Here is a 16,856-nt window from a genome sequence, read left to right on the forward strand (position 1 = left end):
GCTACGCTTCTTGTCATATAACCGACTGATTTTTGGCAGCCTTCGCGAGGCCGGGCGGCCATTAAACGCTGAGGTATTGATGCATGATGCTCAGAAAACCCCGTATTAAGGAAAATATAAAAAACCTTAATTTTGAATATCAGTTTAGTCGTGCAGGGTTTATTTTACTGACAAGTGTTGTTGTGGCGGCAGTGCTGGGATTATTTTCCAACGGCCTGTTTAGCGAGCAGCACCTGCAGAATAAAACGCACACCTTACGTCTCAATTACGATCGGTTTGGCCGCCTGACCAGCGAAAACGAAATCAAAGTCTCCATCAAAGAGCTCAACGCACCGGACTATATTCTCAGCTTTGGAAAAACGTTTCTGGACGAATTTCAGATTGGCAGCATTAAACCTCAGCCTGACCGGATGTACAGCGAAAAGGGTTATGTCTACCTGGTCTATAACCACGCCGACAAACAGCCGACCTTCTCAGTCTGGCTGGCCCTTACCCCCAGGAAGCCGGGCGCTTTTAGTAATACCCTGCAGGTCAACAATGAACCCGAAATCCATTTCAGCCAGTTTATTTATCCGTAGGTAACCTTTATGGAAATGGTCCTCAGAGCCGCTGCGATATACCTGATCCTCCTCCTTGTGTTCAAAATTGCCGGGCGAAGAGCCCTGCTTCAGATGACCAGTTTTGATCTGATCCTGCTTCTCATCATCAGTGAGGCAACCCAACAGGCGCTGCTGGGAAGCGATTTCTCCGTCACCGGCGCAATGATCACCATTATCACACTGATAGTGATGGATATGCTGTTTGGTTACATCAAGCGGAAACATAAAGGGTTTGAACAACTGATTGATGGCAGCCCGGCCGTCCTGGTTGAAAACGGCCAGCCTTTTCCCGATAAGATGAAAAAAGTGAACGTCAGCGAGGATGATATTTTGCTGGTCGCGCGACAAAATCATGGGCTGTGCGAACTCGATGAAATTCGCTATGCCATTCTGGAAAGTAACGGGCAGATTTCGATTATTCCTGCTGAGAAATGAAACCCGTTTAATCCGCACCTGGCCATGGCGGCATTTCATCATGTGAGAAACGACACAACGACCGAAAAGTCAGATACGGATCACGCATAGCCTGTATAAAATGCGTCAGAAGAGGATTCAGTGACGGCAGGAGGAGATGGGCGGTCTTGGAAAGCTATGACGATATCTATCGGCGCCTCAAAAATGAGGGCTATGAAGCCTGGACAGGAAGCGGCTTTTCGCGAGCCCGTCAGCGGCTCAGCGAGGTGCTTTATGAGCTTGAAGAAGCAGCATGGCTTCCTGACAAAGGGACTGTTCTTGAACTCGGATGTGGCAATGCTGCCATGGCATCACATTATTTTGCCCGACAATCATTCGTCGTTTACGGGGTCGATATCTCAGACGTGGCGATTTGCTGGGCTCGGGAACGCTTCAGGGAAGCAGGTCTGGTCGGTCATTTTAACCAAGGCAACGTATGCGACCTTTCTCTCTATAACGATGCTCAGTTCGATGTCATCGTTGACGGCAGCTGCTTTCATTGTCTGGTGGGAACACAACGTACACATTGCCTTAAAGCCGTGCGCCGTGTACTGGCCTGTGACGGCGCGTTAATTATCAGCAGCATGTGTGGTTCGCCTAAACAAATAAGCGAATCTCTGCGTTATGACCCTGGACAGCACCTGTTACTGAAAGATGGCATTCCCTGGCGCACGCTGAAACCGCTGGACGACCTGACCGCAGAAATCACAGCAGCCGGTTTTAACATCCGTTATTTTTCAGTTAATCAGAATTCGTGGTGGGATCATGCAACGCTTGTGTGCCACAAGGCTTCCAGTTAGTGCAGCCCGTCATCGTATTGGTGCGGATTGCCCTTACCCGAATACTTACCGCTTTTTGCCCGACGCGGTTGGCAGTTCAATGCCAACAAAACGCCTGACCGTCGGCATCAAGATTCCTGTAAAGATGGCGTAAAAAAAGAGGCATACAAAGCATGCCTCATAGTGTAGTAACAGGTTAATCAGACCGTAAATAAGCCGGGCTGAGAAACAAACATGCTGAGATTAGTTGGCTGCGCGCTCTTTTTTAATCTTATCTGCGTACTCAATAACTTCTTCGCCGGTCTTACCGGCCAGTGCGCCTTTGATCTTTTTATCAATCAGCGCGCGTCCACCTTCATCACCGCTGCCCGCCTGCATCAGCTCTTTCATGCTGACCTGGCTGAAGGCGACAACCTGAATAGCATCGTTAAACGCGGCGCGTTTATCCTCTGCAAGTGACTCCCGAACTTTTTGAAGCGATGTCTGAAAAGCCTCTTCGGAAGAACCATCAATTTTAGGCTCTCCACATCCCGTGAGGGCGAATGCTAACAAAACGACTGCAATTGCTTTTTTCATATGGGTTTTATCCTAAAAAAATTCTTATCAATCGTAAGTTTTTATGCGTTTTTTTAAAAGAACTTTCCACTGCTTCTCACCGGGTTGAACATAAAAAAAACAAATTACCTGTCCTTAGACAGTTGCCAGCCATCAGGAGCCGGCATGCATGACGGAAATGGGACGGTAAAAATTATGTAACCTGATTAAAGCAAAAGCCTTCTGAGTATTAAAAGCCGCTCAAAACAGGCCATCGCCAATTTTTCAGATGTTTAATGTGTCTTAGTGTGGGGAAGAATGTTATTCCCCTATTTTTACTGCGTGACCACAATGTTTTGCTCACGTTAAAACAAATAAAATTTATCCGCGCGCGCATGGATATCTTTTTGTCAGGTCATAAGAAATCCTGACCATATTGAGCCAGGGTAAGTATACCCTTCCTTTCACCCTCTTATTTTTCAACACCTTCAACAAGAACTGCTGAGATATTTCAGATGTGTGTAAAATAAGCAAACAAAATTACTTAGGTTGCTTTGTTTCATTACGGTCACGTTTTATGCCACTCACACTCAACGCTATTTTATTCATTTCTGGCATGAGTACTGACGTAACATCATCTAACCACACATGCCAGCCGATTTACCTGAGTATTAAAATATTTTTTCAAAAAAATTTTCCAGGAGCACAGTAAAGTGGTTCACCCTGGTCCTGAATTTCCAGAACGATACGACGCTGATGACTAATCTTTAAAAGTCCCCTTACTTTTATAACGTTACTTAACACTTTAACAGGCAAGTTAAGCCAGTAGCATCCTGCACTGATTAACAGGTATTCGACTTGCCAAATAAATAAAGAAAAAGATTTTTAGCCGATGATCTGCAAAACCATTTCATTGTGGTATTGCATTTGATATTTGATAAAACCTTATGCACCACAGAATAATACGTGGTTGCAACCTGATACGCTTAATAGCACTAAACATGATTATTCCTGTGCCGCCCCTGCGTGAACTTTAACAGTAATACTTTACCCGCATAAATTTTCTGGTGATGTGAAACGACGCATTTATGCGTGCCGTAATGCCGAATCATAGCATTTTTTTGAAGAGCAGAGACTTTATCGCTCATTAAAAGTACAGTGTTCAAAATGCGAAAAACCCAGCAGCAGTAATCTGCGCTGAGCTTTCGCTATCTGTTACCGATGGATATCAGGGTAAAAAGCGCTAGCGCCCCAAATCCCGTAGCTTCTCACCCGCCATCAAATTCTTCTCAATCCGTTCCAGCGTGACATTCTTGGTTTCCGGCACCAGATAAACCGTTATTACGATAAACACCAGATTAAAGCCGGTATAAAGCCAGAACGTGCCCGCCGCGCCAATGCTGCCCAGCAGGGACAGGAAGGTGGCACCGATAATCATGTTTGCCACCCAGTTAGTGGTCGTCGAACAGGTGATACCAAAGTCGCGGCATTTAAGCGGCTGAATCTCAGAGCACAGGATCCAGACGACAGGCGCTGCGCTCATCGCATATCCACCGATACACAGCATGGTCATGCCCACAGAAACCCAGGATAACCCATGGCTGATCTCTCCCTGTCCCGCTTTCATCAGGCAATAGCCCAGCACCAGCGTAGCAAACGCCATGACTGAGAAACCAATTTTCAGAATCGGTTTTCTGCCCGCTTTATCTACGGTAAAAACAGCAATAAAAGTGGCAAACATAAAGGTCAGGCCAACAATGACCGTGGCGATCATCTGCTCCTGTGTGCTTTTAAAACCCGCCATTTTAAAAATCTGCGGCGCGTAATACATAATGATGTTCATCCCGGTAAACTGCTGCATGCCCTGTAATAACATGCCCAGAAAGACCGCACGCCTGACGTTCCTGTTGCTTTTAAACAGCGAAAAGCCCCCCTGCTTCATGCGCAGACTTTCCCGAATCTCGTTCAGTTCCTGACGGGCTTTTTCAGACGTATCGCGCAGCATCCGCAAGACATCTTCTGCTTCAACATGCATGCCTTTTGCAGCCAGCCAGCGCGGGCTGTTCGGCAAGAAAATAACCATGACAAACAGTACGACGGCGGGGATAGCCAGGACGCCCAGCATGGCTCGCCAGTTACCGCTGTAGCTAAAAGCCGTATCCGATACAAAGGCCAGTACAATGCCCAATGTAATCATCAGTTGATACAGACTGATCATTTTGCCACGGACGTTTTCGGTTGCCATTTCAGACAGATAAAGCGGTGCGGTATAGGAGGCTACGCCCACAGCAAGGCCCAGCAGGAGGCGAAAGATCAAGAGCATTTCAACGCTGGTTGCACCGGCTGAACCCAGCGATCCAATAGCAAACAGCACTGCGCCCGCCATCAGACTGTATTTGCGGCCAAGACGATGTGATACCCAGCCATTACATACTGCCCCTATTGCGGCACCCAGCATCATGATACTCACCACCCATTCCTGCTCATGGCTGCTCAGATTAAAGTGATGGGTGAGAAACGGCAGTGCCCCTGAAATCACGCCAATATCCAGTCCAAACAGCAGTCCTGCTAACGCAGCGGAAACAGAGATAAACAGGTTCATACGGCGAACTTTTTGCTTATGTTCGCTTTGAAGATTGAAAGTATTTACATGAGACATCATTAAGCTCCGCTCACACAACATGTAGTGTCCATGCAGCATATAAAGCAGAGACAGCGGGCGATGAGGGCAAATAAGGTCTGGATATGGACGATTTTACTGATCTCACTCTAAGTGTGATGGAGATCTCATCGACAGAGTGAGCGTCTGTTTTTCGTTTTATGACGTAATATTGCTACACGTCTTTTCTGGCGATAATGTGTAAAACAATCCATTGATGGGCCGCTTAATGCGGCGGACTGTTCAGGTCCGGCAGACACTCTGCAATACTTCACCACTGACGCAGTATATGAATTAAAGCGCTGTCAACATCGCTAAAAATCTGCCCTGGCCGCAACCGGTCTGACGATATGATGTATCGCCCAGACACCCTTCATAACAGAATCCCCCTTTATAATGAAAGCCAGCCACGACTCGCCCGCTTGAATCTCGTTCCAGGCTTATTTCGTTGTCGAGGGTTTATTCGCCGCACTACGGAAATACAATAATGCTCAGCAAAATGCATAACGTTTATCAGGATAGGACAGGACGAAGGAAATGGTGTGCGCCGTTTTGGTTCAACCTGTTTTAATGACTGTCCTGTTTGAGCTCTGAGCATAACCTGATCTACTGAATGATCGTTTAAACCGTTGCCAGAACAGGCTGCCGTGAATACGTGCTTCAGTTGCGGAGAAAAGTGAACACAGGAAATTAGTCATGACCGGCATCATTTTATTATTACTGCTCATTCTCATCTTGCTTCTGATTCAGGAAGTGCTTGATGAGCGTTATTCACCTCATTATGAAAGTGAGGATTACGATTAAACCTTCGTATTTCTGTCATGGCTTTCAACCTGAACGCTTATAATCGTTCATGACCACCCGACCTGTTTACATCGTTATCGTTTCTGGATTAGCCCAGTTATAAACCGCAAAGACCAGCCGGATATCGCCAGCTACGCTCCCATACCTACGGTGCATATTGTCAATAAAATACGATTTAAGCGAGTCGGGCAAGCTGGCAGCGCGATAGCGAAGTATTGTCGTATGCCAGAATTCAGGCGGGGTCGTTTTTCCACCGTGCCTTTCGAGCAGTAAATCCCGCCACGTCGCTGATGACATCAAAACATTCCAGAACGCAGCTCTTTGCGCGACTGCGCTGCCGTCAGGAAAACCTGCCAGCAACAGCTGATCGGGAAGCGCGAGCAAACGCAATCCCTCCACCCTGAGTGATGAATCCGTTACGCACTGGCGGAAGGTGCCAGTCACTTCGCTTATCATCGGGATTTGCTGGCGCTCGTGATAACGGGCTGGCGTGAGCGGCAGGAAGGTGACATGAAAGTTTTTTGCCTGCATAACATCTGCAAGTGGGTCATCGCGGGTTAAACGGCGGATGTCGTCAAGAAGAGCAAGGATGTCGGGATTCAGATCAGGCAAAATGCCACAGCTCAGCGCTTTAAGCCCGTCAGGGTAAAAGAATTTTTCAGCATGGTGATGCGCTTGCCTGTTTTCCTGTTGCCACAGCCGCAGGGTTTCACTGTTTCGGTCTGCATAGAGAGTGTCAAAACAAGCCGCCTTTTTCACCTTCTCTCCTGAATGTCCCTGAACGAGGTGTCCACAGCATAGCCAGACGAGCGGGGAAATACAGCACTTTCTACAGCGGATATATTCCGGCCCACTTCACGCAGGTGGGCCGGCAGACTTAATCTGGCTGTTTATCGCCGGATTCAGGCGCGTGGGTTACATCATCTTCCGCGCCGTCGGTGCCGCCTTGTGACAGGCTTTTTTTCCCCGGTTGATAATCCGGATGATCACCCTCTACTGGTCTTTCTGTCATACAGGCCTCTCTGGTTAGCAAACCGAACACTAAGTCTGGTTCACAAAAAGCGAGTAAGCACAGCGGCTTCCCCTCGTGGGATGGCGCTGCACGTATCCGTTTTCATAAAGGCATTGATATCACGCGCTTTTTTTTCGCTACATTGACTTAGCGAAAATACCGACCAGACTTATCAGGCGAGTTGTTTTTTAAGTGTGTTAATCACGAGGGAAAGAGATGAAAAGCATTTTGAGCGGTCTGTTAATTGTTTCCAGCCTTTTAATGATGTCAGGTTGTCAGCAGGACAGCAGCGCCGTCGGCAACGATGGTCGCCCGCATGCGCCAAGCGGTCAGTCAGTGCCTGGCGGTCCACTGGGTAAAGGGCCGGTTGGCCAGCCGCAGGCATAAAAAATCCGGCCATGTGCCGGTTTTTTTATGCCTGCGCAGAAGCCCACCTGTGGCTTGAACTTTATGTACGTAACCATCATCCGCGACATTACTCCCGCGCAGTATTTAACGGCAATGGTCATATTGCTGCGTGCTGTAACAATTGCACAATGTGGACTCACACCGCGTTTAAAGGTATCGTCACACCGGATACGGAATATAATCCCCGTCATATCTGTGGCACACGATAACGAAAGCATTTTCAGGCAATATAAGACCTGGCGCGAACACGGTATCTCAATACATGATTATTTCAGTAACGCGCAACGGACTGACAACGCCCATGGCAGTCCGCTTTAACGTCAACCTCTCCTGCCCTACTGAATGGACGACGAAAGCCGGAAAACCGGTCTGTATTCCGCCATGTCCTCAAACACGCAAAACGCCGGTGCATTCAGTTCAATGATCGGAGAAACCCGCATAAGCTTTTCCAGATAAACCGCTCTTAACCTCTGAAGGAGGCGGCACTCCTCGGCGAACGGCGGGTTAATCAGATATGACACACTGATATGAAACTCGTAAACATCATGATTATGTCGTCTGCAGCGCAGGACATGACTGAGACGATCTCTCAGCCCGCGAATTTTTATTTCTTCCGCCTGATTCATTGGCGCCAACGAGATCGAGACGCCGCGCTTTAATACAACAGCCCCAATCCGCATTTTTACGGGAAATTCAGTTACGCTAAAGTCGGTCAGCTTTTGGGCAAATAACCGATCGCACGCCGACATGGGCGCATCGAGGCTCAGGTCTGCGGGCCAGGCCGGCAAATAACGCGCCCTGTCATTCGCACCATTAAAGACGGTCATGTGGTAGCTCGCCGACGGCAGAAAGGTATAACACCGTGCCAGTCCTTCCGCCTTCATGGCCTCCACCATCTCAGAGATCACGCTAACGATTTCGCTTCCCTGATCCAACTGGCAAATGAGCGTGTTACCTCTGAAAGGCAAATATGCACCATCAGCCGCAAATTTTTCACCGATAGCATTCTCTTTCCAGCCGTCGTACTCAAGCACTTCTGACATAGCTTCTGCCCTAATCAATGGATAAATGCCTGCGTTTGAGGCGCGCGTGCTTCGCACAACAAAAGACAGCGCCGCACAACATGATCGTCCACGCCTGAAAAGTGTGGCCTCACGGGCTTATGACAATAATGCCGAAACATGACCGTTTTTATTGCGCTGCCCGAAGCAGGCAACGAACGCCGTCGTGCAAGGTGGCTGCATATCAGCAGCGGAAAGGGGCGCGCAAAGACTGTTAAAATTTTATGTCTCTTTACCCTGCTGCGCCGGACAGACGTTGTATTCCTGTGCTGGCTACCCACGTCGCACGCGCGTGTGATGAAGTTTCATTCTGCAACAAATTTCACGCCATTTACCGCTTATGCCCGGAAGGCTTTTGCCGAAAACATCATGGGCCATATAAAATCTTAACTGGGGTGAAAAATGAAAGTATCGACGCGATTATCTGCTGGATTTGCTTTTTTAATGTTGTTTTTCGTCATTAGCTCTGGGGTTGCACTGAATCATCTGCTTGAAGCCCGAAAAAATATCAACGAAATCGTCAACACTAATCTGAAAAAAGTCACGCTGGCGAATGATGCGGGAACGGCCCTGCGAAATATGCTGGTCGAAGTCAGGAATATGGCCCTGTTTTCTGATCCCAAAGCCATCGAGAATGAATGGGGCCGTTTCGAGGGCCAGAAGGCCGTTTATACACAAAAGCGCGCTGAACTGGCCTCGCTGATTGAAATCAACAAAAACCCCGAAGAGCTCGGCCTGCTTAAAAAAGTGCAGGAAAATGAAAACGCCGCGCTTACCACCCTGGCGACAGCGGCCACAATGGGCAGACAGCGGCAACTGACCGGACTGGCGGACTATCTGACCAATGTTGTCCGCCCGCCCCAGCAAATCCTTATTGGCAGCCTTAATGAACTGACCGAGATGCAGCGGGCCTTTGCAGAGCAAACGGCAGAGAAGAGCAATGACTCTGTCAGCCGCATCATTAAGATCTTTATTTTTCTGGTTCTGGCGTCCCTGATTTCTGGCGCCGTGATCTGTGTGTTAATGAGCAGGAAACTGATGGCGCAGTTGGGTGGAGAGCCGGCTCAGGCCCAGCAGCTGGCCGCCGCGATTGCGGCGGGTGATCTGACTACGTCCGTTACGTTACGCCGCCACGACAGGAGCAGTCTGCTCGCTTCTCTGGATACCATGCAGGCAAATCTGCGCGGCCTGGTGTCGCAGATTAAACATGCCTCCACTACTGTTGCTCAGGCCGCCGATGAAATTTCCCAGGGCAATACCGAACTGTCCTCACGCACCGAGCAGCAGGCCGCCGCGCTGCAGGAAACTGCCGCCAGCATGGAGCAACTCACAGCCACGGTGAAAAGCAACAGCGCTGGTGCGCAGCAGACGGCTGAATCCGCGCGCGAAACCGCCCGACTTGCCCGTTCCGGCGAAACGGATATGAATCGCATGTCGGATACCATGAACGCGATTGCCATCAGCGCGACCAAAGTGCGGGACATCACCGCGGTAATCGAAAGCATCGCTTTTCAGACCAATATTCTGGCGCTCAACGCGGCAGTGGAAGCGGCACGCGCCGGAGAAGGCGGACGCGGTTTTGCCGTGGTGGCGGGCGAAGTCCGAACGCTGGCGCAGCGCAGCGCTACCGCAGCCCGCGATATCAAAACGTTAATTGAACAGGCCGTAAGCCAGGTTGAAAGCGGTGTTGCAGTGGCGTCAGGCACGGGCGAAAGCATCATGAAGATTGTCGGCATGGTCGGAGAGCTTGCCAGCGCAATGGACAACCTGTCGCTGGCCTCTTCAGAACAAATGCAGGGTATTTCTCAGGTCAGCGTGGCGGTCAGCCAGATGGACAGCGTGACGCAGAATAACGCAGCACTGGTAGAAGAGTCTTCTTCCGCGTCACAGTCCCTGTCAGTTCAGGCCCATGCGCTTCGGGGCATGGTGGAAACCTTCCGGGTCTGATTATCATGACGCGGCGAGACGGTTACTCAACGTTTTTCGCCTGAGGGCAGCAATCCGCCCTCTTTATCGTATCACCACCAGCCCGGATGCCGGGCTTTTTTCATTTGTATAAAAATCGCACTGACCAACAGTGAATATCGGACATGCTGTTATGGTTTTCAGTATGTGCGGGACCGGGCTGCCACCTTCGCTATCTTCATGTCGCTTACATTCGCCGGGGTCGATGAGCGACCCCGGACATTTTCGTCGTGCTGAGAACATCAGACACAAAGACTACGTTACTTAACCAGATACAGGTCTTTGGTATAGTAGAAACGCAGATGCGACGGCGCGTAGCCGCCTACTTTTGGACTGACCATCTGATTCAGAGCGCCGTAAAAGACCGGAATGACTGGCGTATCATTAGCAATAATATCGCTGGCTTTTTGATAATCCCGGGTCACGGCATCCAGGCTGGTATCCATGCCTGCGGCTTTTACAGCGGCATCAAAGGCCGGGCTGGCATAACCCGCCGTATTTTGACTGTCGCCGGTACGATAGGTGTTAAGGAAGGTGGACGGTTCGCTGTAATCGGCGACCCAGGTATAGCGCACCAGATCAAACTGCCCCTGATGCATATTATCCACCATGGTTTTCCACTCCTGGTTTTGCAGGGTGACCCGGGCGCCCAGCACTTTCCCCCACATCGACGCGGCAGCGATCGCGATACGTTGATTATCCTGATTGGTGTTGTAGAGCAGAGTAAAAGTTAAAGGATGGCTGGCGGAATAACCGGCTTCACTGAGCAGCGATTGGGCTTTTTTCACCCGTTGTTCCTGCGTCCAGCCCGCCCATGCTGGTGCCTTGAGCGTCACCTCCCCCATAGATAAGGGCAGCATAGCCCAGGCCGGTTGCTGGCCCATACCGATGACTTTATCAGCGATAATGGTTTTATCCAGCGCCAGGTTGAGCGCCTGCCGCACACGCACATCCGTAAAGGGCGGCTTGCGGTTATTAATTTGAAAATAGAACACGCTGTATATCGGTGTGCTGCGCACCTCTTTTGGCCGCTCTTTTTTCATACGAGGAAAGTCAACGGCAGGGATGTTATCCGTGATGGTAATGCCGCCCGCAAGATAGCGATTAAGCTCTGCGGATACATCGTTGATCGGTAAAAAAGTGACCTTGTTAATTACCGTATGTGCGTTATCCCAATAGCGATCGTTACGGACGAGCGTAATTTTTTCATTTACCACCCACTGGTCCAGCTTAAACGCTCCGCTGCTGACCATATTGCCGGGCCGTGTCCAGGTTTCTCCAAACTTTTTGACATTATTTTCGCTAATCGGGAACAGGGAAGGATGAGCGACAAACTGCAAAAAATACGATACCGGCTGATCGAGCGTGACCTGAACAGTATGGTCGTCCAGTGCCTTAACCCCCAAACTGTCAGTCGGGCTTTTTCCGCCCGTTACCGCATCCGCATTGAGGATGTGGGCATAGCTGGCAAAAGAGGCATAAGGCGAAGCCGTTTTGGGATCGGTGAGACGACGCCAGCTAAATACAACGTCCTGTGCGGTCAGCGGCGATCCATCGGACCAGGTCAGATCCGGGCGAAGGTGAAAGGTCCAGACTTTGTTATCCGCCGTTTCCCATGAGGCTGCCAGCCCGGGCACCACCTTACCGTCGGGCGTGGTCTGCACCAGCCCCTCAAACAGATCGTTAAGAATTGAAAAAGCATCATTCGTTTCCGCTTTTTCGACGTCCAGTGTGGCAGGTTCAGCACCATTACCGCGCACAATTTCCTGTAAGGGAGCCAGCGTTACTCCCGTTGGCACATTTGCCCCTATGGCGGGAAAGGAGGATAGCAGCCCTGAAAAAATTACCGACCCACACAAATGGGCAACATATGAACGGCTTACTGGCATTCGTCTGACTCCTGTTGGATAAATTATTATGCGACTTTGCGCCAGCACTGCTGCAATTTATGGGCCAGAGGCGAGACGCTGTACTGCGCCAGTCTGCCAAAGGTCAGGTGGTAAAAAGCGTTATCACTGCACAGTTTTGATGCAAAACGACAAACGGGCTGTGCCGTTTGCCCCGTTGCGATTAACAGAACTTTTACACTATGCCAGCAACCCTTTTTCACCCGCTTCACACCTCGACACAGCCAAATTGATAGAGTAATGGGATATCAATCTGGAGCCTGTATGAAAAAAGTCATCCTTTTAGTGATTGCGTTAGCCAGCGTCTCGGCGCTGTCGGGCTGTGTCTGGCCGTTCTGGGGACCGGGCGGTGGCGGCCCAGGGCATATGGGACCGGGCGGCGGACCCGGTGGTGGTCCGGGCGGTGGCCCGCACGGCTAAAGAACCCAGGACGGTCTCTTCATGAAGCCGTCCTGCTTCCCTAATCAAAATCATTCTGGCATTCACACCTGTGTTGCCAGATGCGCGCGACAACTGCGAAATACTGCACTGGAACTTAAATTGACAACTCAGCGTATGACACGATCCGCTGGCAGACGAGGTGCGCCGGCCGATAACACGCTGGGCTTACTGATCATCCTGACCGATCGCCTTGGCCGTACGCGGCGCGGACATTTTAATACGCGCGCTAATCTGCTATGACGGGATCCGCCCGGCAACCTCATTCACCTTACCCTGCCAGGAGAACAGCAGCTCACGTGGCTGCATCACAGCTCCCGCCACGTCAACACCATTCGCTTTAATCAGTAACTGATCAGTGAATTTACCCGTTATCGCCTGCCTCGGGAAATCTGCCACAGTCAGGAAGTGCGTGAGAATGTACGGCATGACGACCGCCCGGGCAGACGCACCTTACATCACGGTGAGCCTGAATTGGGTTGTTTTTTTGCTACTCAGAGAAATCCATCTGTATTTCTGTGAAGAGTAATAAAGCATGATAATATTGATTTTTTATTTCAAAGAAAATCTCCTGAAAATTGAAATTATATATTCTACAGATGAAAGGTGTGATTAAAAAACAAAGCCAGCCACCAGGCTGGGTTTGCTATTTTTAAAAGTATAAATAAAATGCCTGACTTTTTTAGCAGGTAAGCTGAAGCCTGCAGAGTAATCGTTTACTTCATCATACAATCCGTTACTGATATCCATTTCAATTAAAGTTATCAATTAAAAAAAGATAAAAACAGCACTAATTAAAACAAACCCCCTCACTAATAAAACAACCGCATTACAAAATAAAAGTTAATATCACACCCGGGTCAAAAAACACGTGCTGAAATCAGTAAAATAGATGATTAACAATAAATCATTAAGCTGTTAAGAATGAAATCAACTCCCTCTCAATGCCATTTTCTATGTCTTTTTTTACAGTATATACTTATTTTCCCACCAGACTTATGATTGTAAGGTGCCATGTGGACACGGTGGAGGTCGATATGAGAAATTTCGGTTTCGTCGTAATAGGTCTGGTTGGTTTTGCTGCATTCAGCGTTGCTTTTTGTGCCCTTTGCCTGACGACATCCGGTGTCATCCATTAGCTGCGCGGGAAATCCACGATATGGCCATTCGTGGCCATTTTGGTCAATATCATAACGCCCTCTACCGGCTCTGCCTTATCTCTTCGTTGCAGAGTCACATCGCTAAGCGGTATCTGAACGTGCAATGACCTGAAAATTTTAACGGAAGGCCTGCGATGTTCAGGTCAGCGATCTTTGCCCTGCGTCTGACTTCTGCTAACTTTGTTATGAAAACGTTAACTTCAGACAAGGCAAGCTATGAATCAGTATGACAACCTCTGGAATGCTATCGAAACGCGCGTTAAGCAGAACAATGATGCCTCAACGCTGGATATGAGCCATTCCGATAATCTGATGGTTAACCAGGTGAAACAACGCACCGCGCAGATATTTATTCTTGAAATCATTTTGGATAAACATCGTAAACAATTTGGCACGCGTTATTTCCCGTTATCCGGCGAAGAAGCGCTTTATCATTTGATCTTTACGCGCACGAACTGGTTACCGGCACAAATCAGAACCCTTTCACTTTCTGATGCACTTTTTGTTATCGCAGAACTGTTTCGCGATGGCAATCTACAGGAGGGCGTCAGAAACTTTCTGGGCACGCAGGGACTGCGAAATGTCTCTTATCCCCTTGATGAGTTTTCAGACAGAGACTGGGCACCTAAGGAAAACGAGGTACATCTGTCCCTTCCCTGAGACAAACGTAACAGGATGCCGTAGGTGATATCACTGTGCCTGTGAGACTATCCCAGGCACCGTTGGCGCTAAAGAAAAAATGTCCTGGCCATCAAGCCGATAAAGTTGGTAACTTTCTTCTTTATCTGCTGGTCTTTCCCCCTGCCAGACAAGCGTGCCATCCACAAATTCCTGCGGATGCTTTTTATCGTGCTGTACCAGAAGCCAGTGACAGCGAAAGGCACCTCTGTGCTTTCCTTCCCTTAGCGTGACTAAGCCGTCGTAATACTCCAGTAACGCACGCTGTGGCTCGCCAAGGTGCCGACTGGCTACGCACTCATCTTTAGGCAGCCAGGCTCGCATCGGGATAAAGACGTCTGAATAACGCTTCGTATAATCCAGATAAGGCATGCCGAGTGTCATGGCCAACACCCAGCACAGGGTTATACAACTGGTGAAAATATATAAGGGGCTTTGTCGCGCTGCCCGATGGAAAAACACGATGCCACTCATCATCAGGGTAACCAGCAGTGCCACGCTAAACATAAGCGGATGGAACTCAGGCATAAATCCAGGTGCGCCTGGCGCCACCCACTTATTCCATAACGGGACAGGCCAACCGGTTATCAGTATGATCCCCGCGCCCCACATCACTGCAGGAAGCAGACAAAACAGGCCCAGAGACCAGGGCCGCAATTTTTCAGCCCACTCCGCTTTTCGTTGACACGCCCCCGCCGCTAATATTGCCAGTGGCAGCAACAACGGCATGGCATAGAGTTCGCGTGCATCTGCGGCGGCAGACAATGTAGCAAACCCCGCCACAAAAAACGTCAACAGGACTTTGACTGCCGGACTAATGCCGTTTGCCCCGCAGCGCCATAACCACCATACCGCCATAGGAAGCGCTGGAAATGCATACCACGGAAGCAATTTAAGATAAAAGAACGGCTTCGCTTTCGGACCCAGTCTGGCGGTACCGTCAAATCGGCCAAAGTTATTCACCATAAGCCAGGTTGAAAACAGTTTTTCTGAACGCATCCAGAGCGCGTAAAGCCAGGGCGCGACCAGCGGGCAAAAAACCAAAAAAGCAATGGCACAAAAGATGACGTAGCGCCTGTTGCGAAATTCAGTATTGAGCAACGGTAACCCCATTGCCGTTACTCCCAGAATCCCGGGACCCAGTAGCCCCTTTGAGAGAAACATAACGGCAGCACCCACGCCCAGTACAATGCCGCCAGCAACATGGCGTCGAATCCCCAACACGAAACCATAAATGCCGATGGCGCCTCCCGCCAGTAAGGCCGTATCGGTAATCATCTGGTGCGCCCGAATGGGAAAGCCGACGCAGGCAAAGAGAATAAGAACAGCCCAGCGTCCGGCGCCTTTACCCAGTAACTCTCTGGCAGATAGTGCAATAGCGTAACAGGCGATCAGGATGAAGAAGCCTGTAGTCAGACGCGCTGCATCCGGCTCGCCTAATAACGGACTGAACAGCCGAAGGAAAAACGACGCCGCCACAAAATAGAGCGGCGGCTTTTCCATAAAAGGCTCACCTGCCAGCGTAGGCACTACCCAGTCACCGGTCTGCGCGATGTGGCGAATTAACCCAAAGGTATAAGCTTCGTCAGGCTTCCACGGTTCATGTCCTACCAATCCTGGTAATAACCAGCAGCTAAAAACAATAAAGCATAAAAATAAGGGAATTTGCTGCGAGACAGGAAAGATGGTCAGAATACGCTGCGTGCGAGTCTCGCTGCTGTTTGTGGATGTCAGAGGTATAAATGCATCCGGGGCAGCGGCCCGTGTTGCAGGAAAAATAACCTGAAAATGTTTTGTGTTCACGCGTTACTCGCTTGTCTTACCGACTTTTAGAGTAAAAATACGGTGTATAAGCTCTATGTCTGTTCGCAAAAATCTTTACAGAAACGACCCAATAAAGATGCAAAATGTGCTTCTTAAGCAAAATGCTGAATCCCTTTATCCGCTCAGCACTTTTTGAAGTTTATAAGCGCTTATTAGTGCGAGGATTTGAACATCCGGAGCTCCGGGCTTACAAAAAATTCACTGTTAATAAGATAAAGAAGCGGAAGTAAACGAGAAATAAACATTCTGCGCTTTGAGTTTAAACGCTTAGCCCAGACTGACATTGAGGATAAGAACTGATGAGGAGCCACCACCAAATCTAAAAAGATGAATGTAAAGAACGGAATAATGACTTATGGGTCCGGTTCAATTACGGGATCTGATCATGATTGACGTGTTAAACGCATCACTAAAGCAGAAGCATCTGGCATAGTGTTCCCGTTTAAATGAAAGCTCGAAGTGCAAGAAATGTTCCTGTCAATAAGTCAGCTGAGGCACCATTAAATCACCTATTATTCGGACCTAAAGACGAACGTCTCTAAGTGCCCTGTGCAGCAATACGATCACAGGATCTA

The 16,856-nt window shown here is 49.3% G+C and carries 16 protein-coding genes; 8 read left to right on the forward strand and 8 right to left on the reverse strand.

Annotation, left to right across the window (positions count from 1 at the left end; translation table 11 throughout):
* Positions 1–83: 83 nt before the first annotated feature.
* From C1N59_RS14900 to C1N59_RS14910, 3 genes are all read left to right on the forward strand, one after another.
* Complete coding sequence (locus tag C1N59_RS14900) at positions 84–578, forward strand: hypothetical protein (RefSeq protein WP_205951373.1); 495 nt, start codon at positions 84–86, stop codon at positions 576–578.
* A gap of 9 nt (positions 579–587) precedes the next feature.
* Positions 588–1,034: a DUF421 domain-containing protein gene (locus C1N59_RS14905; protein WP_394549819.1), complete on the forward strand. Its 447-nt coding sequence runs from the start codon at positions 588–590 to the stop codon at positions 1,032–1,034.
* Positions 1,035–1,279: 245 nt separating this feature from the next.
* Positions 1,280–1,852, forward strand: coding sequence for a class I SAM-dependent methyltransferase (locus C1N59_RS14910; protein WP_394549820.1), 573 nt, complete (start codon positions 1,280–1,282; stop codon positions 1,850–1,852).
* 222 nt (positions 1,853–2,074) lie between these two features.
* Here C1N59_RS14910 and C1N59_RS14915 read toward each other — a convergent pair whose 3' ends face one another.
* The 4 genes from C1N59_RS14915 to C1N59_RS14930 form a co-directional block, all read right to left on the reverse strand.
* A complete protein-coding gene (locus C1N59_RS14915) occupies positions 2,075–2,407 on the reverse strand; it encodes a DUF6694 family lipoprotein (protein ID WP_367143234.1) in 333 nt (110 codons plus the stop codon).
* Between the two features lie 1,201 nt (positions 2,408–3,608).
* Positions 3,609–5,027, reverse strand: a complete 1,419-nt coding sequence (locus C1N59_RS14920) for a sugar porter family MFS transporter (protein WP_072209526.1) — start codon at positions 5,025–5,027, stop codon at positions 3,609–3,611.
* 867 nt (positions 5,028–5,894) lie between these two features.
* Complete coding sequence (locus C1N59_RS14925) at positions 5,895–6,587, reverse strand: hypothetical protein (protein WP_394549821.1); 693 nt, start codon at positions 6,585–6,587, stop codon at positions 5,895–5,897.
* 118 nt (positions 6,588–6,705) lie between these two features.
* Positions 6,706–6,840, reverse strand: coding sequence for a hypothetical protein (locus C1N59_RS14930; RefSeq protein ID WP_394549822.1), 135 nt, complete (start codon positions 6,838–6,840; stop codon positions 6,706–6,708).
* A gap of 216 nt (positions 6,841–7,056) precedes the next feature.
* Between C1N59_RS14930 and C1N59_RS14935 the strand changes: the two genes are divergently transcribed.
* A complete protein-coding gene (locus C1N59_RS14935; RefSeq protein ID WP_033738761.1) occupies positions 7,057–7,227 on the forward strand; it encodes a hypothetical protein in 171 nt (56 codons plus the stop codon).
* A gap of 356 nt (positions 7,228–7,583) precedes the next feature.
* Here the strand turns inward: C1N59_RS14935 and C1N59_RS14940 are convergent, their stop codons facing one another.
* Positions 7,584–8,291: a DUF1868 domain-containing protein gene (locus C1N59_RS14940; RefSeq protein ID WP_394549823.1), complete on the reverse strand. Its 708-nt coding sequence runs from the start codon at positions 8,289–8,291 to the stop codon at positions 7,584–7,586.
* Positions 8,292–8,429: 138 nt separating this feature from the next.
* On the opposite strand from C1N59_RS14940, the gene C1N59_RS14945 reads away from it, so the two are divergent.
* Positions 8,430–8,699 carry a hypothetical protein gene (locus C1N59_RS14945; RefSeq protein WP_394549824.1) on the forward strand — a complete coding sequence of 90 codons (270 nt, stop codon included), beginning with the start codon at positions 8,430–8,432 and terminating at the stop codon, positions 8,697–8,699.
* 12 nt (positions 8,700–8,711) lie between these two features.
* A complete protein-coding gene (locus C1N59_RS14950; protein ID WP_033738753.1) occupies positions 8,712–10,256 on the forward strand; it encodes a methyl-accepting chemotaxis protein in 1,545 nt (514 codons plus the stop codon).
* A gap of 278 nt (positions 10,257–10,534) precedes the next feature.
* Here the strand turns inward: C1N59_RS14950 and C1N59_RS14955 are convergent, their stop codons facing one another.
* Entirely contained in the window at positions 10,535–12,163 is a 1,629-nt protein-coding gene (locus C1N59_RS14955; protein ID WP_367143238.1) for an ABC transporter substrate-binding protein, read from the reverse strand.
* A 282-nt stretch (positions 12,164–12,445) separates the two neighbouring features.
* On the opposite strand from C1N59_RS14955, the gene C1N59_RS14960 reads away from it, so the two are divergent.
* Positions 12,446–12,601 carry a hypothetical protein gene (locus tag C1N59_RS14960; RefSeq protein WP_164483040.1) on the forward strand — a complete coding sequence of 52 codons (156 nt, stop codon included), beginning with the start codon at positions 12,446–12,448 and terminating at the stop codon, positions 12,599–12,601.
* Between the two features lie 255 nt (positions 12,602–12,856).
* Here the strand turns inward: C1N59_RS14960 and C1N59_RS14965 are convergent, their stop codons facing one another.
* Positions 12,857–13,048, reverse strand: coding sequence for a hypothetical protein (locus C1N59_RS14965; RefSeq protein ID WP_110267797.1), 192 nt, complete (start codon positions 13,046–13,048; stop codon positions 12,857–12,859).
* Positions 13,049–13,995: 947 nt separating this feature from the next.
* Here C1N59_RS14965 and C1N59_RS14970 point away from each other — a divergent pair.
* Positions 13,996–14,439 (forward strand): ECs1072 family phage-associated protein, encoded by a 444-nt coding sequence (locus C1N59_RS14970; RefSeq protein WP_039342951.1) that lies wholly within the window; start codon positions 13,996–13,998, stop codon positions 14,437–14,439.
* A 30-nt stretch (positions 14,440–14,469) separates the two neighbouring features.
* Here C1N59_RS14970 and C1N59_RS14975 read toward each other — a convergent pair whose 3' ends face one another.
* The gene (locus C1N59_RS14975; protein ID WP_394549825.1) at positions 14,470–16,071 is read right to left on the reverse strand and encodes an ArnT family glycosyltransferase; all 1,602 of its coding nucleotides are present in this window, start codon (positions 16,069–16,071) and stop codon (positions 14,470–14,472) included.
* Positions 16,072–16,856 lie beyond the last annotated feature (785 nt).

It is taken from the genome of Pantoea sp. SGAir0183 (assembly GCF_043545505.1).